This is a genomic window from Centipeda artemidis DSM 19719 (assembly GCF_000426665.1).
GTDB lineage: Bacteria > Bacillota > Negativicutes > Selenomonadales > Selenomonadaceae > Centipeda > Centipeda artemidis.
Window position 1 is genome coordinate 1 of record NZ_AUFU01000008.1, and the last position, 25,495, is coordinate 25,495.

General features: G+C 54.4%; 19 protein-coding genes. 1 reads left to right on the plus strand and 18 read right to left on the minus strand.

Annotation, left to right across the window (positions count from 1 at the left end; genetic code table 11):
- Positions 1-318: 318 nt before the first annotated feature.
- From K341_RS0105860 to smc, 8 genes are read right to left on the minus strand one after another with little or no spacing between them, the layout of a single operon-like run.
- Positions 319-2,676 (minus strand): endonuclease MutS2, encoded by a 2,358-nt coding sequence (locus tag K341_RS0105860; protein ID WP_026762156.1) that lies wholly within the window; start codon positions 2,674-2,676, stop codon positions 319-321.
- 16 nt (positions 2,677-2,692) lie between these two features.
- On the minus strand, positions 2,693-5,185 hold the full coding sequence (locus K341_RS0105865; RefSeq protein ID WP_026762157.1) for a U32 family peptidase: 2,493 nt from the start codon (positions 5,183-5,185) through the stop codon (positions 2,693-2,695).
- A gap of 51 nt (positions 5,186-5,236) precedes the next feature.
- Entirely contained in the window at positions 5,237-5,845 is a 609-nt protein-coding gene (gene scpB / locus K341_RS0105870; protein WP_026762158.1) for an SMC-Scp complex subunit ScpB, read from the minus strand.
- Complete coding sequence (locus tag K341_RS0105875) at positions 5,832-6,560, minus strand: segregation and condensation protein A (RefSeq protein WP_026762159.1); 729 nt, start codon at positions 6,558-6,560, stop codon at positions 5,832-5,834. The genes scpB and K341_RS0105875 overlap by 14 nt, the downstream gene beginning before the upstream one ends.
- An 8-nt stretch (positions 6,561-6,568) precedes the next feature.
- Entirely contained in the window at positions 6,569-7,198 is a 630-nt protein-coding gene (locus K341_RS0105880; RefSeq protein ID WP_026762160.1) for a site-2 protease family protein, read from the minus strand.
- A gap of 12 nt (positions 7,199-7,210) precedes the next feature.
- Positions 7,211-7,759, minus strand: coding sequence for an NUDIX domain-containing protein (locus tag K341_RS0105885; RefSeq protein WP_026762161.1), 549 nt, complete (start codon positions 7,757-7,759; stop codon positions 7,211-7,213).
- A 23-nt stretch (positions 7,760-7,782) separates the two neighbouring features.
- The gene (gene ftsY / locus K341_RS0105890; RefSeq protein WP_009348839.1) at positions 7,783-8,721 is read right to left on the minus strand and encodes a signal recognition particle-docking protein FtsY; all 939 of its coding nucleotides are present in this window, start codon (positions 8,719-8,721) and stop codon (positions 7,783-7,785) included.
- Between the two features lie 24 nt (positions 8,722-8,745).
- Complete coding sequence (gene smc / locus K341_RS0105895) at positions 8,746-12,309, minus strand: chromosome segregation protein SMC (RefSeq protein ID WP_026762162.1); 3,564 nt, start codon at positions 12,307-12,309, stop codon at positions 8,746-8,748.
- A 140-nt stretch (positions 12,310-12,449) separates the two neighbouring features.
- Here smc and fba point away from each other — a divergent pair, with 140 nt between their 5' ends.
- On the plus strand, positions 12,450-13,445 hold the full coding sequence (gene fba / locus K341_RS0105900) for a class II fructose-1,6-bisphosphate aldolase (protein ID WP_026762163.1): 996 nt from the start codon (positions 12,450-12,452) through the stop codon (positions 13,443-13,445).
- Positions 13,446-13,589: 144 nt separating this feature from the next.
- Here fba and K341_RS0105905 read toward each other — a convergent pair whose 3' ends face one another.
- From K341_RS0105905 to K341_RS0105945, 10 genes are all read right to left on the minus strand, one after another.
- The gene (locus K341_RS0105905) at positions 13,590-14,630 is read right to left on the minus strand and encodes an ABC transporter substrate-binding protein (protein ID WP_026762164.1); all 1,041 of its coding nucleotides are present in this window, start codon (positions 14,628-14,630) and stop codon (positions 13,590-13,592) included.
- A gap of 64 nt (positions 14,631-14,694) precedes the next feature.
- The gene (locus K341_RS0105910) at positions 14,695-16,350 is read right to left on the minus strand and encodes an ABC transporter permease (protein ID WP_009752941.1); all 1,656 of its coding nucleotides are present in this window, start codon (positions 16,348-16,350) and stop codon (positions 14,695-14,697) included.
- Positions 16,343-17,449: an ABC transporter ATP-binding protein gene (locus tag K341_RS0105915; protein ID WP_026762165.1), complete on the minus strand. Its 1,107-nt coding sequence runs from the start codon at positions 17,447-17,449 to the stop codon at positions 16,343-16,345. The genes K341_RS0105910 and K341_RS0105915 overlap by 8 nt, the downstream gene beginning before the upstream one ends.
- A 326-nt stretch (positions 17,450-17,775) precedes the next feature.
- A complete protein-coding gene (locus tag K341_RS12290; RefSeq protein ID WP_211221208.1) occupies positions 17,776-18,204 on the minus strand; it encodes an SRA domain-containing endonuclease in 429 nt (142 codons plus the stop codon).
- 175 nt (positions 18,205-18,379) lie between these two features.
- Positions 18,380-19,753: a 23S rRNA (uracil(1939)-C(5))-methyltransferase RlmD gene (rlmD, locus tag K341_RS0105920; protein WP_026762166.1), complete on the minus strand. Its 1,374-nt coding sequence runs from the start codon at positions 19,751-19,753 to the stop codon at positions 18,380-18,382.
- Between the two features lie 16 nt (positions 19,754-19,769).
- A complete protein-coding gene (locus K341_RS0105925) occupies positions 19,770-20,447 on the minus strand; it encodes an HAD family hydrolase (RefSeq protein WP_026762167.1) in 678 nt (225 codons plus the stop codon).
- Positions 20,448-20,544: 97 nt separating this feature from the next.
- Positions 20,545-21,987 (minus strand): Asp-tRNA(Asn)/Glu-tRNA(Gln) amidotransferase subunit GatB, encoded by a 1,443-nt coding sequence (gatB, locus tag K341_RS0105930; RefSeq protein WP_026762168.1) that lies wholly within the window; start codon positions 21,985-21,987, stop codon positions 20,545-20,547.
- The gene (gatA, locus tag K341_RS0105935; protein ID WP_026762169.1) at positions 21,984-23,450 is read right to left on the minus strand and encodes an Asp-tRNA(Asn)/Glu-tRNA(Gln) amidotransferase subunit GatA; all 1,467 of its coding nucleotides are present in this window, start codon (positions 23,448-23,450) and stop codon (positions 21,984-21,986) included. Before gatA ends, gatB begins: the two co-directional genes overlap by 4 nt.
- Before the next feature lie 11 nt (positions 23,451-23,461).
- Complete coding sequence (gatC, locus tag K341_RS0105940; RefSeq protein ID WP_026762170.1) at positions 23,462-23,752, minus strand: Asp-tRNA(Asn)/Glu-tRNA(Gln) amidotransferase subunit GatC; 291 nt, start codon at positions 23,750-23,752, stop codon at positions 23,462-23,464.
- A 100-nt stretch (positions 23,753-23,852) separates the two neighbouring features.
- Positions 23,853-25,400, minus strand: coding sequence for an ABC transporter permease/substrate-binding protein (locus K341_RS0105945; RefSeq protein ID WP_026762171.1), 1,548 nt, complete (start codon positions 25,398-25,400; stop codon positions 23,853-23,855).
- Between the last annotated feature and the right edge of the window lie 95 nt (positions 25,401-25,495).

A 25,495-nucleotide genomic window follows, 5' to 3' on the forward strand; every position in this document is an offset into this window, starting at 1 on the left:
AAACTACGAAAATGTGCATAAAGGGAGTATTTTCATTGGCATAAAGTCAGTGTTTTCAAGGTCTGTGGAACGTTTTTGATGTGCGAAGTTTGAGTACACTAAGTTCAATTACTTTATCCTCACTCAACAAGTCAGAATGAATAATTTTATTGCATATTTCCTGAATTTCCCAGTCATACTCATCCGGAGGCGCTGATGGGAAAAATCTCATTGGATCCCACGAATCAATATTATATTTTACAACTTCATATACTATTTCCATAATAAGAATTCTTTCACTGCACAGATGTCAACAAACCATATACTCAATGCCACTGCTCATTTCAGCTCCGCAACGCTTGCACCACTTCCACCTTCGGAAATATCAGCAAAAGCAACGGATAAAACGGATGGATGACGCTTCAAATAATCCTGTATGCCAAGGCGCAAGGCACCCGTCCCTTTGCCGTGAATGATCAGGATTTTTGAAAGTCCTGCAAAGACCGCATCGTCAATAAATTTGCCAAGGGTGAGTTCCGCTTCGGATACGGTCATGCCGCGCACATCGATCTGCGAGTGTACCCGCGCCGCTTTTTGAGAGATTCCTCCCGTGAAGCCGACTTTTTCGGTGCGGTGTTTTTTCTTTTTTCGTGAAACGAACGTGCATTCATCCGTTTTGACGACGGTACGCAGTGCGCCGATTTGAACGGTGAGCTCCTTCCCCTGGATGGCGAGGACGGTGCCCTCCTGTGCCAGCCGCGTGATATGGACAATATCTCCGGGCTCGATCTCGCCCGCGTGGATCTTTTGCCCGACTTTCGCGGCAGAGGGATGTCGCTGCGGCATATAGGCTTCGGTCAGACGCTCGCGCGCTTCTTGGATCGCCTTGCGGCGCTCTTTCACGCCGTGATCATCAAACTGCTGCTTGAGCTTTTTGATTGTCTCTTCCGCGCTCCGCCTCGCCTCGCGTACAATGCTGTTCGCCTCTTCGCGCGCCTTGTGTAGGAGCTCTCTATGCGCCCGGATAAACTTGTCGCGTTCCGTGCGCAGCTGCTCCTCCATGGCGGATATTTTCTGTGCGCGTGTACGCAGTTCGGTTTGACGGGTCTCGTACACGCGCTTTTCCTGCTCAAGCTCGTTGACGACCGTCTCGAACCGCACGTGATCTTCGTCGATATACCGCTGTGCACGCGCTACGATAGCGTCGGCAAGTCCGAGCCGACGGCTGATCGAAAACGCGTTGCTCGCGCCCGGCGTGCCGATCAAGAGACGATAGGTGGGACGCAGTGTCCCCGTATCAAATTCGACGCTGGCATTCATAACGCCCTGTCTGCCGTAAGCATATGTCTTGAGCGCGGCGTAATGCGTCGTTGCAATCACACTGATGCGGCGCTGTAAAAGATGCTCGATGATACTGCGCGCTAACGCTGCGCCTTCGCCGGGATCCGTCCCCGCGCCCACTTCGTCTAATAGGACGAGATCGGCGCTCTCCGCCTTTTGCAGAATCCGCACGATATTTTTCGTGTGTGCCGAAAACGTAGAGAGACTTTGCTCTATGCTCTGCTCGTCTCCGATATCCGCATAGATGCTTCCGTACACGGGGAGTTCCGCCCCCGACGCGGTTGGGAGAAAGCAGCCGGACTGCGCCATGAGCGCCAAAATACCGAGCGTTTTCATGCTGACGGTTTTCCCGCCGGTATTGGGTCCCGTAATCAACAGCACGGAAAAATCTCGTCCCAGTTCAATATCGATGGGGACGACGCGGTCTTTCGGGAGCAGTGGATGCCGCGCCCTTTGCAGTCGAACGTATCCGGCACGATTGAACGTCGGCGCATAGGCTTCCATATCGCGGGATAGTCCGGCGCGCGCAAAAATGAGATCAATGTCTGCCAATATCGTGCAGTTTTCGGATAAAATATCTGCGGCGCGTGCAATTTCCTGCGATAGCTGCTGCAAAATACGCCGTATTTCCTGCTCTCTCGCGAGTTCCATTTGACGCACGGTGTTATTGAGTTCTACGGTCGCCAGCGGCTCGACAAAGAGCGTTGCGCCGCTTGCGGATCGATCGTGAATGACGCCGGGAAATTGCGCACGGTACTCCTGCTTGACAGGGATAACGTAGCGTTCGGCACGAACGGTGACAATTGCATCTTGAAAGCATTTTTGATATGCCGCGTCGTGCAGAATCGCGGAGAGCCGTTCTTTCACACGGTTTTGTGCGGAAAGCATCTCTCGCGTCACACGCCGAAGTTCCGGACTCGCGTCGTCACGGAAATTTCCGTGCTCGTCAATGGTATTCTGCAAGTGTTTTTCGAGCATCCCTAGGATTTCGATCCGTACGCTTTTCTCTTTCAAAAGAGGAAGTGACAGTTCCGCATCGCGGAAGAAATACTTGACGTTTCTCATGCCCTGCATCGTGCTCATGATCTCGCGCAGCTCTTCAACTTCGAGGATAGAGCCAAGCGTGGCTTTTTGCAGTGTGCGGCGCAGGTCGTAGATGCCGCCAAAGGGCGGCGACTGCATTTGCAGGACACTCACAGCCTCCGCAGTCTCCGCGTGCAGTCGCAGAACCGTATCGAAATCGGGTGCGGGAGTCATCGTGCGGCACAGTTCTTTCCCCCGCATAGAGGACGCGAACGATGCCAGTCGATCTTTAATTTTTTCGTATTCTAAAACCTTGAACGCCTCAGAGTCCATGATCCTACCTCAAAAATTACAAAATACCGCGGGAATAATGCCCGCGTGTGATATTGCCGCCCTCCTGTATACGCAGCATACGCTCCGCTTCCGCGCTGAGCGGGAGCGACATGCGCAGGGCATTTTTGTAAGCGGCAACCGTCTTGCGAAGCTCATCTATTGTCATACCGCGCCCCTCGATTCGAATGCACGAAATGCCGCTGTGCATCAAACGCGCGGCATACGGAAGCAGTGACAGCGTCTTAGCGTTGCATATATGCATACGGCAGAATTGATCAGTCTCTATCGGGAAATCAATACCTTTGCGATCACGCAGGAAATACTTTTCCCTTCGGCAGGGATGTGAACATGTACCGCCGTTTAAGCCCCCGAGAAAGCTGCCGACAGCACAATACTCCGAGATCATGAGCGGCAGTCTGCCGTGCGCCAATACGGTCAGCGGAAGTACACTGCGCCCTGCCATACGCGAAATCTGCTTTGCATTCAGCTCCGGTGAGAGTGTCGCCTCGGAAAATCCATAGGAATGCAGAAACTCCATGGTCATCGTATTATAGGAGATCATAGAGTAATCTGCATGAAGAGGAACTGAAAGATATGATCGCGCCAAATACGCCATGCCAATATGATGCACGTGAAGCGCGTCGGGCGGCTCTGTACGGAACGATGTCAGGAGACGCACGATCTCCGCCTCTTCCGCCGCACGGACAATGCGCGGCGTATTGAAGTCGATGCGAACGCCGCGCTCTTTTGCACAGTTCCACGCCGCTCGATAATCCTCGGCACGCAGGTGAATACCGTCATAGTTTTCTCCGCCGTAGAGAATACCGTCTGCCCCTGCGTCTATAGCCGCCTTTAACGTCTCTATGTCATCCACCGCCGCCATGAGCGGCGCAGGCTTCGGCGCAGGAGCGGGGCTACCGGTCGGCATGTGCCAATCTTTTTTTGGCAGTGAGCCGCGCCTTGCCCGCTCGAAAGATACGATGCGCTGCTGCGCTAACGCGGCGATCGCTTCTCTGCGCACGTTGTTCAGTTCGCTGACGGGCATCATCAGCCCGTCCTCTATATCGTATACCAAGTGCGCTATCGTGAAAGCCGTTGCTCCGAGCCGATTGATCTGCTTTTCTACAGTTTCCTCCGTGAGCGGTCGATTCTTTGCCGGCTCTGCGATATACTCGGTCTCTGCCCGAACGGTATTACCTCTATCGTCCGTAAACGCAAGGCGCAGCGGCTTCCCTATCCGTGCCTCAACGTGCGCGCAGACGGGGATTTTTTTACGCGCATCCTCCTCATAAGAACGGCGGGCTTCATCCATTAGAGCCTTGTCATAGACCTTGAACACGGCGTCGCTCATGTGAACCTTTCCCTTGATTTCAAAGGATACGGTTGCTCCTGCTTGGGCATGGTCGATGCTCTTCCCTCGACTCGTATAGAGCGAGGAAATATCCGCGCCGATATGTTCGCCGTTCGTCCCCCACACATCGACTTGGTCACCGACGGACAGAGGTCTTGTTAATTTGACCGTTAGCATTCCCGTTTTACTTGCATACGCAGTGACTCGACCGATACGCAGCCCGCGATTGTTGGGACGCCGATCACTCATCATATACTTTCCGGGACGTTTCTCCAAATACGCCGTCGTAAAATCACGATTGAACACCTGCGCCAATCGGTCGCGATCCCCCTCGTCAACGGGCGGCTTTTCCATATCAATATGGCTGTCGATTGCTTTACGGTAAGCGCGCACAATCGTCGCGACGTATTCGGGACGCTTCATGCGCCCTTCTATTTTGAGAGAATCAACACCGGCGTCCATCAACTGCGGGATCAAGTCGATCGTATTGAGGTCACGCGGAGACAGCAAAAAATCTCCCGCCGTATCGCCGAGGACATCATGTCCCCGGCGATCCACGAGCGTATATGGAAGCCGGCAGGGCTGCGCGCACCTGCCGCGATTCCCGCTGCGCCCGCCGATCATACTGCTCATCAGGCACTGCCCGGAATAACATACGCAGAGCGCGCCGTGTACAAAACATTCGATTTCTATGCGGCTGTGCGCGCAAATAGAACGAATTTCTTTGAGAGAAAGTTCACGCGAGAGTACAACGCGAGAAAATCCCAGCTCCTCTAACGCCTGCACACCGGAAATATGATGCACAGTCATCTGTGTGCTCGCGTGCAGGGGAAGATTCGGAACGGTAGCCCGCGCGAGTTTTGCCGCGCCAAGATCCTGCAAGAGAACGGCATCCGCACCTGCCTCATAGAGGAACTGCAAATAACTCCTGAGTTTTGGCAACTCGTCGTTATCGATGATCGTATTGACGGCGACATGTACACTGACATTCCTGAGATGAGCATATCGGATCAGTTCCGCGAGCGTATCGTTATCGAAATTAGATGCATAAGCACGCGCGCCAAACATCTTCCCCGCGAGATAAACCGCATTTGCGCCGTTTTCCACAGCAGCAAAAAAAGACTCCTTGCTTCCTGCCGGAGCAAGCAATTCTACCAAGTGTGTCACACTCCAAAAATACGTCGTCCGCATCTATTTGACCGAACAACATCATTCCTCAATGGCATCGCTCTCGTCAATGAAGGCGGATGTCGTCTGCAATTCTTCAAACAGTCGGAGCTGATCGTTATCAAGTGTATCCTTCAACTCATCCGCCGTCGGAAGCGCAGGCAAATCCTCTAACCGCTCCAAACCAAAGGCGCGCAAAAATAGCTCCGTCGTTCCGTAGAGGATTGGGCGTCCGACGACCTGCTTTCGCCCCGTTTCACAGATCAGCTCCAGCTCTAAGAGGCGCGCAATAGAGCGCTCTGCCCGCACACCTCGGATATACTCCACTTCCTGTTTCGTAATGGGCTGTTTGTAGGCGATGATAGAGAGCGTTTCCATCGCGGCAGTGGACAGCGTTGGCCGCACAACGTCCGATAGTTTTTGCACTGCGGAAAATGCCGCCGGATGCGTGACGAGCTGATATCCCCCGGCGGATCTGCGCAAGGAAATACCGCTGCCGCGTTCACGCAGGCTACTCTCCAATGCAGTCAGCAGTTCTTGTACGCTCCACTCAGGCGTTTCGATGATTTCGGCAAGTTTCTGCACGGAGAGCGGCGTCCCTGAGGCAAAGAGAATCGCCTCCAATATCGCTTTTTGGCTAAGAGACTCCAACTGCCGCCTCCTTCATCACAATCTGTATGTCGTCATATAGCCGGTCTTGGTACACAATGACGGTCTGCATTTTCGTCAGTTCCAAGAGTGCTAAAAAAGCCGCCAAGAGCTCTTCGCGTGTGCCCGTAGGAAAGGCGTTCCGCAAGGCGATTCTTCCGCGGTGCTCTGTAAGAAGTTCCAGTATATCCGTCATCTTATCCCGGACACGATATTCTTCCGCGGCGATCACGACGGTCGGTATCGTAATTTCTCGATGCATACGCCGCAGCGTGCAAAAAATCTTCATCAGCACATCTGCCGATAGATTTTCGGGTGCTGACCGCTGCGCGGGAAGAGATGTCGGCGGACGTTCTACATAGCCGTTTTGCCCTTCCACCATCGCATACAGCGTCGGCGTAATCTCCTTGAATCGTCTGTACTCGAGCAGGCGAAGCACGAGCTCCATGCGAGGGTCCTCGTCCGGCGACGTCTCCGCATCGGTTTTGGGAAGCATCATGCGCGACTTAATCCGCAGCAACGTTGCCGCCATCACCAAGAACTCACTGGCAAATTCAATGTCGAATTCATATGCCGCATCAATATATGCAAGGTACTGTTTTGTCAGCTCGGCAATCGGAATATCGTAGAGATCGATCTTATTCTTTTCAATCAAATGCATCAAAAGATCCATAGGACCTTCGAACGTCTCCAATTTTACAAGATAATTTGACGCCATAATCCACACTAAAATACAAGTATGCCCGCAAGCGCTTTATAAATGGCATACACGAATTGGAACATCGGCATGAGAACGACGCCGAGCACAGGCGTCGCAATAAATACAATCATAATGAGGATACTGTACCGCTCCAGCGCCTGATAGCGATAGGCGAGATCCGCCGGCAAGAGGTTCCGCAGAATGTGTGATCCGTCGAGCGGCGGGATCGGCAGGATATTAAACACGGCGAAGTTGACGTTATAGATGAAGATCATCTGTATGATGCTGAAGGTAATCGCCGAGACGTCTATGTTGTGATAGCGAATAAAATACAACATATAAAAAGCGATAAATCCCAGCAGAAGATTCATCGCAGGTCCCGCGAGCGATACGATAATATCGTCCCGCTTTGGATTGCGAAAATTGACCGGATTGATCATCACGGGCTTTGCCCATCCGAACCGTACGAGAAAGAGCATGATCAGTCCAATCGGATCGATATGCGCCCTCGGGTCAATGGTCAAGCGCCCCATTAACCGCGGTGTGAAATCACCTAGGGATACGGCGGCACGCGCGTGCGCGTACTCATGGAACGTCATGGCTATGATAAGTCCCGGAATGCCGAGCAGCATTTCGGTAAAATTAAATCCGAACATAAATATCTCCTATCAATCAGTCCCGAATCGCTCTGCCGCCATCATTAAGGAGATGATGGTCTTGGAGTCGATAATCTCCCCCTTTTTTATCAGTTCGAGCGCACGCGAAAACGGCATTTGCACGACGTTGACAAATTCGTCCGCATCCGTGTGCTGCACGCCGGAGGACAGACCTCGTGCGGCATAGAGATGAATATACTCGTTGGAGAATCCGACCGTGGTCGCAATCGTCGTCAATTTCTCGTAGGTCTTTGCCGTGTATCCGGTCTCTTCCGAGAGCTCCCGGCGCGCGCAGTGCAGCGGATCCTCACCGTCGGCGTCGAGCTTTCCTGCCGGCACCTCGAGCGTCATCGCACTGATCGGGTAGCGGTACTGCCGCACCAAAATAACGTCGCCGTTCGGCAAGATCGGCAGTACGGCAGCAGCCCCCGGATGTATGATCCACTCCCGTACGGCGTCTTTGCCGTTCGGGAGCCGTACGGTATCGCGCCGGACATGCAGCAGTGTGCCGTCAAAGATTTTTTCACAGGCGAGTTTCGTTTCAACAAGATCTTCGTACATAATCATGTTCCCTTTCATCTGCGTTACGATGATACGTCCTCATCTTCCTTTTTCAGGAACAGCGCGCTCACGAAGTCCTCCGCGCGGAACGGACGCAGATCGTCAACTCCTTCTCCGACGCCGATCCACTTTATTGGAATGGAAAGCTGTGATTTGATACCGATGGTTACGCCGCCCTTTGCCGTGCCGTCCAATTTCGTCAGCACAACGCCTGAGACCGGCGCCGCCTTGGTAAACAGCTCCGCCTGACTGATGGCGTTCTGCCCCGTCCCCGCATCGAGTACGAGCAGCGTCTCATGCGGCGCGCCCGGAATCTCGCGCCCGATGACACGGTATATTTTCTCGAGCTCCTGCATAAGGTTGGATTTTGTTTGCAAACGTCCCGCCGTGTCTACGATCACGATGTCGACGCCGCGCGCCTTTGCCGCCTGCATCGCGTCGAATACGACCGCAGCGGGGTCGGAGCCCTCCGCATGTTTGACCACCTGCGCGTTCGTGCGGTTCCCCCAAATCTCCAACTGGTCGATCGCCGCCGCACGGAAGGTGTCCGCAGCAGCCAAAAGAACAGCCTTCCCCTGCCGTCTATAATATGCACTCAATTTGCCGATGGTCGTTGTCTTGCCGACGCCGTTGGTTCCGACTACAAGTAGCACTGTCGGTCCCTGCGCCGCCATCCGGAACGTATCGTCGCCTTCTTCCAGGATGCGTACAATCTCTTTCTCCAGGAACGGAATCAGGTCTTCGGGACTCCGAATCTCTTTCTGTTTAATCCCCTTTCGCACGGCGGCAATCAGCGTTTCCGTCGTCTTTACGCCGACATCCGCCATGAGCAGCGTCTCCTCGAGCTCGTCAATGAGATCGTCGTCAATGTCCGCATAACCGATGATGAGCCGTTCTATATTGTGGGTGAGATTTTCTCGGGTCTTGCTGAGCCCTTTTTTGAGTCGATCAAAAAATCCCATGCCTGCTCCTTTATTTCTAAAAACCTAAGCGGTCGCACTCTCTTCGTAATCCTTCAGCCGGATCGAGAGAACCTTCGACACGCCCGCATCCTCGACCGTGACGCCGTACATACTGTCCGCCGCCCGCATTGTGCCTTTCCGATGTGTCACGATGATGAACTGTGTATTGTGTGCAAATTCTTGTAAGAAATCTCCGAATCGAGAAACATTCGCCTCATCAAGCGGCGCATCAATTTCATCCAAAATAGAGAACGGTGACGGGCGGTACTTCAGGAAGGAGAAGAGGAGCGCAATCACGGTGAGAGCACGTTCGCCCCCGGAGAGAGCCGAGAGATTCTGCCGTTTTTTATGCGGTAGTGTGACGAGAATCTCCACACCACTCGAGAGTATATCGCTTTGATCCGTGAGCCGCAATTCCGCAACGCCGCCGCCAAAGAGCCTCATAAATATCTCGTTGAAATATCCCTGAATTTGCTGAAACGCCTCCCGAAATGTCTGCGTCATATCCGTGTCTATCTTTTGGATGATGCGCTCTATATCTTCCTTCGCCTTTTGAAGGTCGTGAATCTGTGCTTCTTCCTCTTCATAGCGCGCTTTCTTTTCCGCGTATTCCTCGACGGCGTTGGGGTTGACCGCGCCGAGTGCGTTGATGGCGTTCGTCAGCTCATTGAGACGTTCGTTCAGTACGGATTCGTCAATGGGAGAAATTTGCTGCGCTGCAGTTTCCGCCGTCATGCCAAATTCTGAAATCAAATTTTCGCTGCAATCGGCAAGACGCACATTGATGCGATCGAGCTGCTTGTCGTTCTCATGGAGCTTCGCGCGCACCTGCTCCGTGCAGGCGGTCGTACGCTTAATCGCGTCGTCCAGCAGACGCATATCTGCCTCGTATCGCAGACGCCGATCCTTGAGGATCTGCGCATTGTCTCTATGGGCGCGCAGCTTCCCCTCTTCTTCCGAGATGGCGGATTCCAATGCAGCGTTCCGTTGTTCTCCGGCGGATAATTCTTCGCTGAGCTTCGCAATTTGCTCCGTAAAACCGTCCAACATCTCGGTCGCCTCACGGCATTCGAGAGTACGCGTTTTCACATGGTCGGTTCCCGTCCGAATCTCCGCGTCCAGTGCGGCAGATTCTACCTCGAGCGCATGGAGCCCCTGCGCGCAGGATTGCTCCTCGGATGAGAGCGCCGTCATTTTCTGCGCAATCTCTTCCGTCTCTTTGGAAAAACGCCGTGCATGATCGCCGCACTGCGCGAGATGACGCTCGAGTAGCTCTTTTTTGCGCGCGGCTCTCGCACTGCTTTCCTGCGCCACACGTTCTTTGCGTTCTAAATCCTCTACCGCAGCCGTTTGATCCGCGAGACGCGTGCGGTATATATCGCGTTGACTGCGCGCCGCAAGGAGGTCGCGGTTAAGCTCTGCCTCTTCGGCGGACGCGGCGTCCCGGCGTGTGCAGTCGTCATGCAGAAGCCTGTTTCGTTCCTCCAAATCGGATTGTAATGCAATATGCCGTTTTTTTTGCGTGCGCAGCGTCTCTGCCAATGTCTCCGCCTCATGGCGGCGGTTCAGTAAGAAGGACTGACGGTGTCGCTGCCCGCCGCCCGAGATCGCGCCGCCCGGGTTCAGCAGCTCCCCCGTCAGTGTCACCATGCGGATTCGATACCCGTGTTCCTTTGCCGCAGCAAGCGCATCGTCCAGCGTCTCCATCACAAGCGTCCGGGAGAGCAAATGATCCACGGCTCTTTGAAACCGCTCCTCCGCCGAGACCAGCGTATTCGCCCAACCGACGGCACCCCGGACGCGGCAGAGATCAACGTCATACGGACGTTGAACGACGATGGAGGAAAGCGGAAGAAAGGTCACGCGTCCCCCGTTCCACCGCTTGAGGCAGCCGATCGCCGCCTTCGCCGTCTGCGCATCATCCGTGATAATGTTGCGCACACTGCCGCCAAGTGCAATTTCAATCGCGGTCAGATAACGCTCCGGGATGCTGATCAGATCGGCAACGGTGCCAAAAACACCGCTGCGCCAGCCCTCCTTTGCCTGCAGCACCATTTGTACGTCTTTGCCAAATCCCTCATAGCTTTCCTGTAGTTTTCGAACAAAGTCATAGCGTTGCTGCGCACGTTGAATTTCCTCTGCAGTGCGGCGCATCTCTTCCTCGATGCCCTGCGCTTTCGCCCGGTGTTCTTCCACTGCATGAGAAAGGCGTACGCGATCGTCGGCGCATTTATCTCGCTGTTGCTCGAGGTCTTGCAGTGCGGCTTCCATACGGCTCAATTCGCTTTGCGCCTCTATAATCCGGCATTTCTTTTGTGACAGCTCTTCGCTGCGCCGCAAACGCCCCTCATCTCCGCGTTCAGAGTGATCGGCGGCAACGGCAAGCGACTCGCGCAGCCTTACCATGACGCGCTCCACGGCGCGTAGCGATCGGCTGCCGCGTGCCGATTGTTCCTCATACAGCGCACGATGCGTGCGGATGTTCTTTAGTTGTTCCTGCGCCTCTGTGTGCGCCTTCTCCTTTTCCTCCCGTGCGGCAATCTTACCGGAGAGCATATTTTGAATTTGCACAATTTCCTGCTCGGTCGCTTCAATCTTTGCCCGGCTCGACTCGCGCAGCCGCTCCAAATCCTCTTTGCGCCGCACACATTGATCCTGCCGCCCTAGGAGCATAGCGGATTCCTTCTTGAGCGCGTCAAGCGCATTCTGCAGCTCTGTATCACTTTTTTCTATCTCTGCGAGATCGCTGTCGATTTGCTCCATCTCAAGCTCTATATTGCGTTTTTTCCCCTCCGTCTGCGCGCGTTCTCCAATAAGAGACGCCTCTTCATCACGGTCATTATGCAGGAGGCGCATGAGATTTTCCTGCGCGCCGACGAGCTGTTCATGCGTCTGCACGAGCGACGTCAGGCGATATTGACGCCGCTCCGCCTCGAGCTCACGATACGCGCTTGTCTTTTCCGCTTGTGCCGCCAGCGGCTCTAGCTCGGCGCGTTGCGCATACATGATGTCGCTCAAGCGAATGAGATCGGCGTCGTTTTCGCGCAGCTTGCGCAGCGCCTCCTGTTTCCTCGTGCGATACTTCGTAATGCCTGCCGTTTCTTCGAAAAAGACGCGGCGTTCCTCTGGGCGGCTGTCGAGAATATCGTTCAGACGGTTCTGCCCGATGATGCTCATGCCGTCATGTCCGATACCGGTATCGGCAAAGAGACGGTAAATATCCTTGATACGGCAGCGCGCGTCGTTGAGATATACCTCGCTTTCCCCGCTGCGATAAAGACGGCGTTTGACGACAACTTCCTCATAATCAATGGGGAGTGTCTTATCCCGATTGTCAAAGACGAGCACGACTTCCGCGACACTGAGTGCACGCCGCGCGGTGGAACCTGCAAAGATAATATCTTCGGAGCGAAGCCCGCGCAGCATTCGGATATTCTGTTCGCCAAGAACCCAACGAACGGCATCCGTAATATTGCTTTTGCCGCTGCCGTTTGGCCCTACAACCGCCGTAATGCCGCGGTCAAATTCCACGACGATGCGGTCGGCAAAGGACTTGAATCCGTACGCTTCCAAGCGTTTTAACTGCACGCTGCGCCCCTCCTCTACAAATAAGTGCCCCCATTATAGCAGAACGTGAGGGAAATTACAAAAAGCAGTATCTCGGAATGATAAACTATGCTATAATGCAAGTGTCGATTCTGTGTTTTAACTTTTTAGGGGGTAATTACATGCCACTCGTTGGAACAAAAGAAATGTTTAAGAACGCCTATGACGGCGGCTATGCCATCGGCGCTTTCAACGTCAACAACATGGAGATCGTTCAGGGCATTACGGACGCCGCGGGCGAACTCGGTTCCCCTCTGATTTTGCAGGTCTCCGCAGGGGCACGCAAGTACGCACGTCATGAGTATCTTGTTCATCTTGTGCGCGCCGCTCTCGAGATCAACGACATCCCCATCGCACTCCACCTCGATCACGGCGCGGACTTTGACATCTGCAAGTCCTGCATCGACGGCGGTTTTACCTCCGTGATGATTGACGGCTCCCATCTCCCCTATGATGAAAATGTTGCGCTTGCAAAGCGCGTTGCCGAGTATGCTCATGCGCACGGCGTTGTCGTTGAAGCGGAGCTCGGTCAGCTTGCAGGCATCGAGGACGATGTAAATGTCTCCGCAGAAGATGCGTCCTATACAAAACCGGAAGAAGTACAGGATTTCGTAGAAAAGACCGGCGTCGACTCTCTCGCCATAGCGATCGGCACATCGCACGGCGCATTCAAATTCACGCCGGATCAGTGCACGCGCAACGCCGACGGCGTGCTCGTCCCGCCGCCGCTGCGCTTTGACATCTTGGAAGAAATCGAAAAACGCATCCCAGGCTTCCCCATCGTGCTCCACGGTGCTTCCTCCGTCATTCCAAAATATGTGAAAATCATCAACGAGAACGGCGGGCATATGCCGGATGCGGTAGGAATCCCCGAGGATCAGCTCCGCCGCGCAGCAAAATCCTCCGTCTGCAAGATCAACATTGACTCAGATCTGCGTCTTGCCATGACGGCGGGCATTCGCGAACATTTCAAGAAAGAGCCGTCTCACTTCGACCCGCGTCAATACCTTACGGACGGTCGCAGCTACATCAAAGAACTTGTCGAGCACAAGATTAAGGAAGTTCTCGGATCGGACGGCAAAGCCGCCGAGATTCAAGCGCTACTCGACAAAAAATAAATATCTCTGTTCCTTTCCTCCGGTCGGATAGAAGGACTTCATCAAAATCATCAAAAAAGGCTGCTGCATTCATGAGTAATGCGGCAGCCTTTTTATTAAAGAAGACGACCCGAGTAAATACTTCAGTCATCCTCTGAAAAGCTTTTACTGAACGCTCGTAAAGATATCCTTGAACTTGTCGAGCCAAGCCTTCTTATTTTTTTCGACCGTTGCTTCATCGTCGTTGATGATGTTGATCTGTTCCTTCGGGATGAGACCAACGGGCGGATCCACATCGTCGCGAACAGAACGGCGATGGAGCTGTGAGGCAATGATGCTCTGCGCTTCTTTGCTCGTGATGAAGTCGATGAACTTCTTTGCATTCTCCATATGCTTTGCATTTTTGATGATGTAGATGCCATCCGGCTTGGAGATAACGCCTTCCTCCATGTAGACGAGCTTTACGGGTGCACCGTCGGCAACGTATTTTGCGCCGCCCTCTTCAAACGTGCAGCCGACCGCATACTCGCCGTCCGCAACGCCTTTATAGACGGCGGAGGAGCCGGAGAGGAGCTTGCCGTCAAGATTGCGGCAGAACTTCTCGACATAATCCCAGCCCTTGTCAGGATCGCCTTTGCCCATCGCATAGAGCATGTTGACGAGGTGCTCGTAGGACGAGGAGGACTTGGAGGGATCGCTCATCGCGATCTTGCCCTTGAGCGCAGGATTGAGGAGATCCTCATAGCCGTTGACCTTGATGTCGCCGATGAGGTTCGTGTTGACCATGATGACGCTCGGTATGTCGGTGAAGCGCGTCATTGAGCCCTCGACGTTCTTGAACGCCTGCTGCACATGGTCTTCGTTCGCGGACGTGTAGTTCTCGAATAGTCCCGCCTTCGGCTTCATCGTGTTGAGTGAACCGCCCCAGAAGATGTCCCCGAGTGGATTCGCTTTCTCCGACTCAACGCGCTTGAGCAGCTCGCCGGTTCCTGCTGCGATGACTTCAACGTGGATGCCGCTCTGTTTCTCGAACTCCTGCACAAGCGGGTTGATAAACGCGAGCGGATGCGGGCAGTAGACGACGAGCGTTTTATCGCTGTCAGCCGCCGCCTTCTCCTCTTTCTGCGCGCCCCCGCTGCAACCTGCGAGTACGCCGCCGAGGAACACGCCTGCCACCAATCCGGTGAACAGTTTCTTGAACTTCATGGAAATACCTCCTTTATATTTTTCGGAACAATTTGTTCCAAAGAAACGCGAATGTATCAAATCTCTAGAGGGTAACATCCTTGCTGCCGGAGACGCGGAAGAAAATCACCATCGCCGCAATCGTCGTTATTGTGAGGATTGTAGAGAGCGCTGCCGCCGTGCCGTAGCTGGCGCGGATGACCTCAGTGTAGATGGCGACGGACATGGTTTTAGTCGCGCCAGTAAAGAGGATGACCGAGGAACTCAGCTCGTTGATTGCAGTAATCCATGAGAGGATCGCGCCGCTCATCACTCCGGGAAGCATCATGACCGCGGTGACCTTAAAGAAGGTCTTGAGCGGTGATGCGCCAAGGCTGATGGATGCCTCTTCGATGCTCGGACTGATCTGATAGAGGATTGCCGAGCTGGAGCGCAGTGTGTACGGCAGACGCCGAATGACGAGGGAGATGATGATGATGAACGCCGTGCCCGAGAGCAGGATCGGATCGTCGTTGAATGCGAGAAGGAGCGTGATACCGAGTACCGAGCCGGGGATGATGTATGGGAACATGGTCAGCACATCGATGAACTCGGTCAGCGCACTGCGGCGTCGTGTGGTCAGATACGCAACGGTCGCGCCGAGGAATACGATCAGTAGAATCGCCGAGGTACTGTAAAGATAGGTATTCGTAATCGCCGTGCCGAGCGTTTCGAAGATGGTTCGATAGCTGTCCAGCGAATACCCTTCGACAAAGACCGCACCTCTCGTATTGAGGAACGACGTATAGACAACGACAAGCTGCGGTATCATCGACAGCGCAACCAAGAGGTAGATGATCGCGTGCATCACGATGTTGCCCGCGCCGGTCATGGGTTCGGACTGCATGGGACGCAGAGAGCTCATTGTGAAAGACTTGCGATTGACGACAAATTTTTGCAGGAGGAATATGGTCGATGTGATGATGACCATGATCGCCGCCATTGCCGCCGCGAAGTTTGCTTGATCACCGACCTCATTGATGAACTCCGAGTATATCATGACGGGCATGACGTTGAATCCTTCGCCGATGAGCATCGGCGTGCCGAAATCCGCCATGGCGTTCATGAATACCATGAGTGCACCCGCGAGAATCGTCGGTGTGATGAGCGGCACAATAACGGTGAATACTTTCCGAACGCCGCTGCACCCAAGACTCTCTGCCGCCTCTATGAGCGCGGAGTCGATATTTTTCATCGCGCCCGCCGCATAGAGATAGATGAACGGATAGAGCTTCAGCGTAAGGACGAGCAGGATACCTGCAAATCCGTAGATAGATGGGAACTCATAGCCAAACGTATTGTAAAGCCACTGTGTCAGCATCCCGCTGCGCCCGCCGATGAGGATCCACGAGTACGCACCGATGAATGGCGGCGAGAGGAGCGAGATGATGATGCAGATCTCCACAACGTTTTTTCCCTTGATTTTGTATTTCGTCATGAAGTACGCGAGCGTTGTGCCGATGAGGATGGCGAGTACCGTTACGCAGAGCGTCACGGAAAAGCTGTTGATCATCGACTGGTAATAATATTTGCGTTGAAAGAAATGTACAAAATGTTCCAGCGAAAATGCTCCTGTCTCTGCATTCTGGAACGCGGAAACGAAGAGCGAGAAGAGCGGATAGATGAGAAAGAGCGAAAATATAGCGATGGAGAGGACGGTGACGCCCGTCCAAAAATCGAGCCTTATTTTCTGCTTATTCATAGCGAACCACATCCTTCAGGAGGTTGCGGCTGCCGTCCGCTGTGAACACATTTACCTTGGCTGCGTTCGGGCGCAGACGAATCGTCTCTCCGACCTCGAGGATGCGCTCCGCATGTCCTACATCCTGCGAGAACTCGATTGACGGCTGTCCCATGCAGATCATGTCCTCGGGGAACTCCAGCCAGTAATTGACATATTTGCCAAGGAACACCTTGCCCGTGATGCGGCATTCCATGCCGTCCTCCTGCAGGGAGAACTCCTCCGGACGCACGGAGAGAACGACCTCCTGCCCGTCCGATGCGCCTTCGATGCCGTCTACTTGGAACGTGTAGCCGTCCGAGAGGACGATGTTCCTGCCGCCCTCGATGCGCGCACGGAACAGGTTCGAATGTCCAATGAACGTTGAGACAAAGGCATTATATGGGCGCGCGTAGAGCGTCTCCGGATCCGCTGTCTGCTGGATGACGCCCTTGTCCATGACCGCGATGCGATCCGAGATCGAGAGCGCTTCCTCCTGATCATGTGTCACATAGATCGTTGTGATGCCGACTTTCTGCTGTACCTCGCGAATCGCGGAGCGCATCTCCACACGCAGCTTCGCGTCGAGGTTCGAGAGCGGTTCGTCCATGAGCAGCACGCTCGGATGAATGACGATGGCGCGCGCAAGCGCAACGCGCTGCTGCTGACCACCGGAAAGCCGCTCGGGCAGGCGATCCTGATACTCTGTGATCTTCACCGCGTCAAGGATGTCGTCGACGAGACGTTTCATCTCATCTTTCGCCGTCTTGCGGAGTTTCAGACCGTATTCCACATTCTCACGCACCGTGAGATGCGGAAAGATCGCATAACTCTGGAATACCATGCCGATGTTGCGTTTATGCGCGGGCAAATCGTTGATCGTCTCCCCATTGAATTGGATCACGCCGCCCTCGATGGAGTTGAACCCCGCGATCATCCGCAGGAGCGTCGTCTTGCCGCAGCCCGACGGTCCCAAAAGTGTGAAAAACTCACCGTTTTTTATCTCCTGCGAGAGCCCCGGAATAATCGTAACATCTCCGTAACGCTTCACCACATCTTTGATCTGTATCGCTACACTCACTCTGTATCCCACCTTCTATCAAGTTGTCCCGTACATCGTCAAGAATTTTCCGTGAATCACGACAAATATCGCCATAAAAGAATCCATCGTCTTTTATGAAGTTTCCGACTTCTTATATTTTACAGAATTAAATATAGCGATACAATCCTTAATTCTGTAAAAATATCTGAATTTCTGAACTAAGGTATTATTTTAAAATAAAATTAAAAACTGTATTGAATAATTTTTATCAGTTTTTCCCATCCTTCCTCCTGATAAAATTCATGCTAGATAATTTGACTTTTGTTATTATTAATAAAAATATTCTATTATGCCTCATATACTTTTTAATGATCACTATCCACTTTTTTTAATGGAAACATCCATACCTTACGTGGATGTTCATCTTCTCCATTTTGAATTTCTTGATATGGCTTATTCGAAAGCTTTACTATCCCTTGATAGGTATACTTTGTAGGCTCAAAAACTTCAAATAGATGGATCTCAACACCATTATGATCTGATTCAAGTAAAGTCTTATTTTGATTTCCATCTATTGTCTGATCACCATTTTTCCCCATACCCGTATAATGGAGCTCATTTCCATACCATTTATCAGCGTACATTTTCGTATGATCTGATATGATAACAAGTGTACCTGTTGCTTTAGACCGACGCATTCCTCCCATATTTCCACAACGAAATGTACGATATAATTCTTCATTTGTTACAACATCTCCAACAGAAAATATTGGCTTAACTTTTTGAGATTCCACTGCTTATTTCCTTTCTCCTATTATTTTTGATTTTCTTATCAACATTCTTGAATATGAACAAAACTAATACATTCATTATAACAGAAAAATATCCTCTCTTTAATATTAAAAATAAGAGCATCAGTGTATTGATTCCAAATACATGGATTTATATATGGCAAGACTTTGTATGACTTCACCGCCCCGTCTGCGTCATCCATGCCACGCACTCGACATGCGATGTCTGCGGAAATAAATCAACAGGCTGAATCTCCTGCGCTTCGTAGCCGAGGTCTTTCATGATAGCGAGGTCGCGTGCGAGGGTTGCGGGGTTGCAGGAGACGTAGACGATGCGGCGGGGCTTCATATTAGCGAAGGTTTTCAGGACGGTCGGCGTACAGCCCGCGCGCGGGGGATCGACGACAACGACATCGGGGCGTACGCCCTGCCGATAGAGCGACGGCATGACGGCGGTCGCGTCACCGACGATAAACTCGGCGTTTTTGATGCCGTTGTCGCACGCATTTTTCCGTGCGTCGAGGATGGCGGGACGGACGATCTCGATGCCGTAGACGTTCCGCGCCCTCTGTGCGAGGAAGAGTGTGATCGTCCCCGTGCCGCAGTAGGCGTCGATGACGGTCTCCGTGCCGTGGAGGTCGGCGTATTGCAGCGCCTGCTCATAGAGGACTGCCGCCTGTGCGGTATTGACTTGGAAGAAGGAGCGCGGCGAGATGTGAAAGCTAAGCTTTCCAAGTGTGTCTTTGATGGTCGGCTTCCCCCATAGCAGTATGGTTTCCCGCCCCATGACGACGTTATTGCGGTAGGTCTGAATGTTCTGCTGTATACTGACAAGCTGCGGCAGACGTTCACGCATCATGCGGATCAATTCTTTTTTGCGCGGCAGCTCCTTCGCTACGGTCACAATGACCGCCATGAGTTCATCCCCCTGCCCGACACGCCCGACGATGTGACGCAAAATGCCGCGGTGTGTGTCCTCGTTGTAAATGGGAATCCGGAGTTTCGTTACGATGTCACGCACGGCGTTTGCGAGCGCGTTATTCCCCGCCCGCTGGATATGGCAGTCCTCGCTGTCGATGATCCGATGACTTCCCTGCGCGAAGCATCCGACGACAATTTGCCCCTGATGAATGCCGACGGGGAACTGCATTTTGTTGCGATAGTTCCACGGCGATGCTGCGCCCAATGTTTCTTTGACCGGGACATGCGGCAGTTTTCCGATATGCGTCATAGCGTCCACGACTTGGAGACGCTTTGCCGTAAGCTGTGCTTCGTAGGAAAGGTGCTGGAACTGACAGCCGCCGCAGTCTCTGTAGATCTCGCAACACGGGCGTACGCGGTCGACGCTCGCGGCGCGAATATCCATGATACGCGCGCGCGCGTAGGTCTTTTTTACTTCTTCGATACGCGCGGAAACCTGCTCGCCCGGCAGTGCGTTCGGCACGAATACGGTGAAGTTATCGTACCTGCCGACGCCTTCACCCGAGGTGCCGAGACGTTCTATCCGGATGTCGTAATTCTTTCCCTGCTGTACGGGTATTGCCGTCTTCATTCTGCCTCTCTCTGTATCATACTATATCCTGCGCGCAAAACGTCAGTTTTTGAAAGAGTTCGCGCGGATGCGATAAAAGAATCTGCGCGCCGTGCGCCGTGAGTTCCTGCTGCGGGCGAAAGCCCCATAGAACGCCGACCGCGAGCGCCCCCGCGTTGTGCGCGGTATCCATGTCGACGGCAGTGTCGCCAAAATACGCTGTGGATGCAGGCGATACGCCCATTCGACGGGCGATGTGCAAGACCTTCTGCGGATCGGGCTTGCGCGGCAGACCGCGCCGGTCGCCGATGACTTCTTGGAATATATTTTTAGGAAATAGGGCTTCTACGATGGCATCCGCCGCGCTCTGATGCTTATTCGTGCAGATTGCCATGGGGATATTCCTGCGCCGAAGTTCCTCCAGCATCTCCGGGATGCCGTCATAGAGCTGCGTCCGGTGCAGCAGACGCTCCGCGTAGCAGTCTTTGTAGCGCGCCATTGCTTCATCCACGAACGCCGCATCCCGGCTCCGCTCCTCGGGCAATATGCGCTCAATCAGTTTGCGAGAGCCATCACCGACGAAATAGCGATATGCGCCCACGTCATGCGTTCGAAATCCATAGGATGCGAGCATGGCGTTCGCGGCGTCCGCGAGATCCGCCAGCGAGTCGACCAGTGTTCCGTCCAAATCAAATACGGCGGCTTGACAGTGCATGACCGTGCCCCTCCTTCCGCAAGTGCAATCAGCCCTTTCCATACGGGGAGGGCTGATTTTTATGTCCGCTCACAACGAGATATTTGTTTTCGAAAAATCAGGCGTCCAGTTTTTTGGCGAGCAGTTCGTTCACCATCTGCGGGTTTGCCTTGCCCTTGGACTGTTTCATGACCTGCCCGACCAGCGCGCCGATGGCCTTCTTGTTGCCGCCCTTGTAGTCCTCGACCGCCTTTGTATTCGCGGCGATGACGTTCTCGACGATCTCCTCGATCTCCTTGGTATCGGTGATCTGGACGAGCCCCTTATCCTTGACGATTTTCTCCGGTGCGTCGGGCGATGTCCACATTTCCTTGAACACGGTTTTGCCGATCTTCGAGGAAATCGTTCCCTTCGATATGAGTAATATCATCTCGCCAAGGCGTTTGGCATCGACGGGAGACTGCTCGATCGTCAGCCCCTCGGCGTTGAGGTTTTTCGAGAGATCACCCATCAGCCAGTTCGCCGCGAGCTTCGCATCCGCCCCCGTTGCCGTAATGGCATCGTAATACTCCGCCATGGCGCGCGAGCTCGTGATGACGCCCGCGTCGTAGGCGGAAAGCCCCGCCTCGTCCATCAGACGAGCGCGGCGTGCATCGGGCAGTTCCGGCAGCGCGGCGCGGATCGCCTCGATCTCAGCGGCGCTCGTGACGATCGGCGGCAGATCGGGTTCCGGCATATAGCGGTAGTCGTGCGCCTCTTCCTTGCTGCGCATAGAGAGCGTGATGCCGCGTTCGGGATCCCATGTGCGCGTCTCCTGAACGATGTGTCCGCCGTCCTCAAGCACCTCGGTCTGCCGTTCTACTTCGTAGTTGATGGCGTCTTCGAGCGCCTTAAAGGAGTTGATGTTCTTCATCTCCGTGCGCGTGCCGAGCACATCGGAGCCGACCGGACGCAGCGACACGTTGATGTCCGCGCGGAGATTGCCCTCCTCCATGCGGCAGTTGGAGACGTCGATGTACTCCATGATCGCCTTGATCTTCTCCATGTAGGCGCGCGCTTCCTCCGCCGAGGACATATCCGGTTCCGAGACGATCTCGAGCAGCGGCACGCCCGTGCGGTTGTAGTCCACGTTCGACGTTGCGGAGTCCTTGATCGTCGTGCCGGAGTGCACGAGTTTCCCCGCGTCCTCCTCCATGTGGATGCGCGTCAGGCGAATCCGTTTCTTCCCCGCCGCCGTATCGATGTCAACCCAGCCGTGCTCGGCGATGGGCAGATCGTATTGGGAGGTCTGAAAATTCTTCGGCAAATCGGGATAGTAATAATTCTTTCGGTCAAATTTGCTGTACTCGTTGATCGTGCAGTTCGTCGCAAGCCCCGCCTTGATCGCGAACTCTACGACGCGGCGGTTGACGACCGGCAGGACGCCCGGCAGACCGAGACAGACGGGACAGACATGCGTGTTCTGCGCGGCGCCGAAGGTTGTGGCGCAGCCGCAGAAAATCTTCGTGTTGGTCTTGAGCTCGCAGTGAATCTCAAGACCGATGACAGTTTCGAATTTCATGCGTTCCCTCCAATCGGCGCTAGTTTCGTATGATAGTCGTGCGCCTGTTCATAGGCAAATGCCGCACGCAAAATCGTCTCTTCCGCAAGAGGTTTCCCTATGATTTGCAGTCCGATCGGAAGTCCCGCCGCACTGAATCCGCACGGCACAGAAATGCCCGGCAGTCCCGCAAGGTTGACCGGTACGGTAGAGATGTCCTGCAAATACATTTGCAGCGGGTTTTCTATCTCTCCGATGCGATACGCGGTCGTCGGCGCCGTCGGCGTCATAATCACGTCGACGTCCTCAAAGGCGCGTGTAAAGTCCTCGCGAATCAGTGTCCGCACCTTGAGCGCCTTCAGATAATAGGCGTCGTAGTAGCCCGCCGAGAGCGCATAGTTGCCGATGAGGATGCGGCGGCGCACCTCATCGCCGAATTTCTCCGTGCGCGTGCGCGTCATCATATCGACGAGGTCTTCCCCGTCCACGCGCGCGCCGTAGCTCACGCCGTCATAGCGTTCGAGATTGGTCGCCGCCTCCGCGGGCGCGATGAGATAGTAGGTCGACACCGCGTAGTCCGTATGCGGCAGGGAGATTTCCCGCACCTCGGCGCCCATGGATTCGAAATCGTGAATCGCCTTGCGGACGGCAGTCTCAACCTCTGCGTCCATGCCGGGGATGAAATATTCCTTTGGCAGTCCGATCTTCAGTCCCTTGACATCCTGCGTCAATGCTTTCGTATAGTCGGGCACGAGGCTTTTGCTTGCCGTCGAATCCATCACGTCGTGTCCCGCGATGATGTTCAGCAGATGTGCGGCATCCGTGACGTCGCGAGTCACGGGACCGATCTGATCGAGAGAAGATGCGTATGCGATAAGCCCGTAGCGGGAGACGCGCCCGTAGGTTGGCTTGAGTCCGACGATGCCGCAGAACGAGGCGGGCTGACGGATGGAGCCGCCCGTATCGGAGCCGAGCGCCCAAATCGCCGTTCCCGCCGCAACCGCCGCAGCACTGCCGCCGGACGAGCCACCGGGCACGCGTTCCGTATCCCACGGATTGTGCGTCGGTCGGTACGCGGAGTTCTCCGTCGATCCGCCCATCGCAAACTCGTCCATATTTGCCTTGCCGAGGACAACAGCCGCGGCATCGTGCAGTTTTGTCACAACCGTCGCATCGTAGGGCGGAACAAAGTTTTCGAGAATCTTCGAGGCGGCGGTCGTCCGCACGCCCTTCGTGCAGATATTATCTTTCACCGCGCCGGGAATCCCCGCGAGGAACGGAATCTCTTCCTTCGCCGCAATTTTCGCATCAACGGCGTCCGCCTGCGTGCGCGCCGCTTCGCGTATCTCGAGGAGATACGCGCCCACCTGCGGCTCTGCGGCATCCATACGTGCAAAGACGTCCTCCGTGAGTTCGCGCGCGCTGATCTCGCGGCGCGAGAGCATATCGTGCAGGACATGCGCCGGTTTTTCATAGAGATGCAAAAGAGTCCCTCCTATCCTTCCAGTACCTTCGGCACCTTGAAGTACCCGTCCTCCCGGAGCGGCGCATTGGAGAGCGCGGCTTCGTTCGGGAGAGACGGACGTACCTCGTCGGCACGAAACACATTCTCGATCGGCAGCGCGTACGTCGTCGGCCGGACGCCCTCCGTATCGACACCGGAAAGATTATCCACATAGGTCAGGAAGTCCCCGAGACGCGCGAGCGCATCCGCCCTTTCGTCCGCAGGAATGGCGAGACGCGAGAGACGCGCGGTCGTCTCCAGATCCTTTTCCGTCACATTCATAGCTTCACCGTCTTTCATTGCAATATCCTAGATATTATAACAAATTGGCGCGCGCCTATCAAATCGAAATCCGCGCCGAGTCGATATTCCCGGCAGAAAATCACCGCAGGAGTCCCTTGCTGCGGAGATGCTCTTCCGCCACCGCACGCGGTTCGCGCCCCGCGCTCTCAACGGCATAATTCATCCGCGCCATTTCGGCATCCGTGATCGTATCCGTCAGCTTTTCAAGCGTATCCGCCAGCTCCGGATGTGCGGTCAAAACTTCCTCGCGGACGACATTGCCGCAGCGGTAGGATGGGAAAAAACCGCGGTCGTCTTGAAGAACGACGGCATCCGATGCGGGGAGCTGTCCGTCCGTCGTGAAAATCGTCATAACGTCTATTTGACCGCTTTCGAGCGCCCTATATTTAAGCCCGATATCGAGATCCATCGTCCGCGCAAAGCTGAGCCCATAGGCGCGGCAAAGCCCCGCATATCCGTCCTCGCGTTCGAAGAAATCGTACTCCGCCCCAAAGGTCAGCGCCGGCGCAGCATTTACTAAATCGGAATACGTTCGCAGTCCATATTGCTTCGCGATGTCCCGGCGCACCGCAATGCCAAACGTATCGTTGAATCCATACATGCCGATCCACCGCATATGATAACGCTCACGATATGCCGCCGTGAGTGACGGAAAGAATCGCTCGTCATACGCCCGTTTTTCCTTCAGCACCATGTTCCACCCCGTGCCCGTATACTCCGGATAGAGGTCAAAATCACCGCTTTCCATAGCGGGCTGAATATTCGACGTTCCGCCGCCGACGCCCGGCGTCAGACGAACCGAAAGATTCGTGTCCTGCTCGATGAGGAGCTTCAGCATCTCTCCCATGACGAGCTGCTCCGTCATGGGTTTTGTCGCGATGCGGATAACATCTTTTGTTCCAAACATCCCGTAGAGCACCCCGCCGGCAAGACCGATGAACACAAGAAGTCCGGCGGCGATACCGAGAGATTTACCCGACCTGCGCCGATGCAGATCTTTTTTCGCGCCCTGCTCCAATGCGCCGAGGATGGCGTCGAGCACCAGCGCAAGCGCGGCGATGAGGAGACTGCCCGCGATCGTCAGCGCGGGGTTGTTCGTCGTAATGCCGCGATAGATCGCAACGCCGAGCCCGCCCGCACCGATGAACGAGGCGATTCCCGCAAGCGCGACGGTCATCGTCACCATATTGCGAATGCCCGACATGATAATCGGCAGTGCAAGCGGCAGTTCGACGCGCGCGAGCACATAGATCGGCGTCCCGCCCATGCCGACCGCCGCTTCGACGAGCGAGCGGTCGACCTGCGCGAGCCCCGTATGTGTCGCGCGCACCATCGGCAGGAGCGCATAAACGGTCAGCGCGATGATCGCCGCCGTATTGCCCACGCCGAAAAACGGGATCAAAAAGCCCAGCATCGAAATGGACGGGATCGTATAGAGGAAATTCACCACGCCGAGCGTCGGCTGTACCGCCCGTTCGTAGCGGCTGATCAAAATCCCCGCCGCGCCGCCGACAACAAGCGCAATCCCAATCGCGGACGCAGAAATCCAAAGATGTTCCAGTGTCAGCTGCAAAAAAAATTGACCGCGCTCCGCAAATATCGAAACGACCGCCTGTAACAAGTCCATCGTTCACCTCTTTTCAAATTGTAATAAAACAAATTCTATAAGACTATATCATCACTCCCGTGTTTTTTCAACAGAAAATGCCCTTGCGCATAGTT

Excerpts from the sequence above, each read along its gene's own strand:
- K341_RS0105885 (WP_026762161.1), bottom strand. The coding sequence starts at position 7,759 with ATGTACGAAGATCTTGTTGAAACGAAACTCGCCTGTGAAAAAATCTTT.
- ftsY (WP_009348839.1), bottom strand. The coding sequence starts at position 8,721 with ATGGGATTTTTTGATCGACTCAAAAAAGGGCTCAGCAAGACCCGAGAA.
- rlmD (WP_026762166.1), bottom strand. The coding sequence starts at position 19,753 with ATGAAGACGGCAATACCCGTACAGCAGGGAAAGAATTACGACATCCGG.
- K341_RS0105880 (WP_026762160.1), bottom strand. The coding sequence starts at position 7,198 with ATGTTCGGATTTAATTTTACCGAAATGCTGCTCGGCATTCCGGGACTT.
- fba (WP_026762163.1), top strand. The coding sequence starts at position 12,450 with ATGCCACTCGTTGGAACAAAAGAAATGTTTAAGAACGCCTATGACGGC.
- K341_RS0105910 (WP_009752941.1), bottom strand. The coding sequence starts at position 16,350 with ATGAATAAGCAGAAAATAAGGCTCGATTTTTGGACGGGCGTCACCGTC.
- K341_RS0105875 (WP_026762159.1), bottom strand. The coding sequence starts at position 6,560 with ATGGCGTCAAATTATCTTGTAAAATTGGAGACGTTCGAAGGTCCTATG.
- gatC (WP_026762170.1), bottom strand. The coding sequence starts at position 23,752 with ATGAATGTGACGGAAAAGGATCTGGAGACGACCGCGCGTCTCTCGCGT.
- K341_RS0105945 (WP_026762171.1), bottom strand. The coding sequence starts at position 25,400 with ATGGACTTGTTACAGGCGGTCGTTTCGATATTTGCGGAGCGCGGTCAA.
- gatB (WP_026762168.1), bottom strand. The coding sequence starts at position 21,987 with ATGAAATTCGAAACTGTCATCGGTCTTGAGATTCACTGCGAGCTCAAG.
- K341_RS0105905 (WP_026762164.1), bottom strand. The coding sequence starts at position 14,630 with ATGAAGTTCAAGAAACTGTTCACCGGATTGGTGGCAGGCGTGTTCCTC.
- K341_RS0105925 (WP_026762167.1), bottom strand. The coding sequence starts at position 20,447 with ATGCACTGTCAAGCCGCCGTATTTGATTTGGACGGAACACTGGTCGAC.
- K341_RS0105860 (WP_026762156.1), bottom strand. The coding sequence starts at position 2,676 with ATGGACTCTGAGGCGTTCAAGGTTTTAGAATACGAAAAAATTAAAGAT.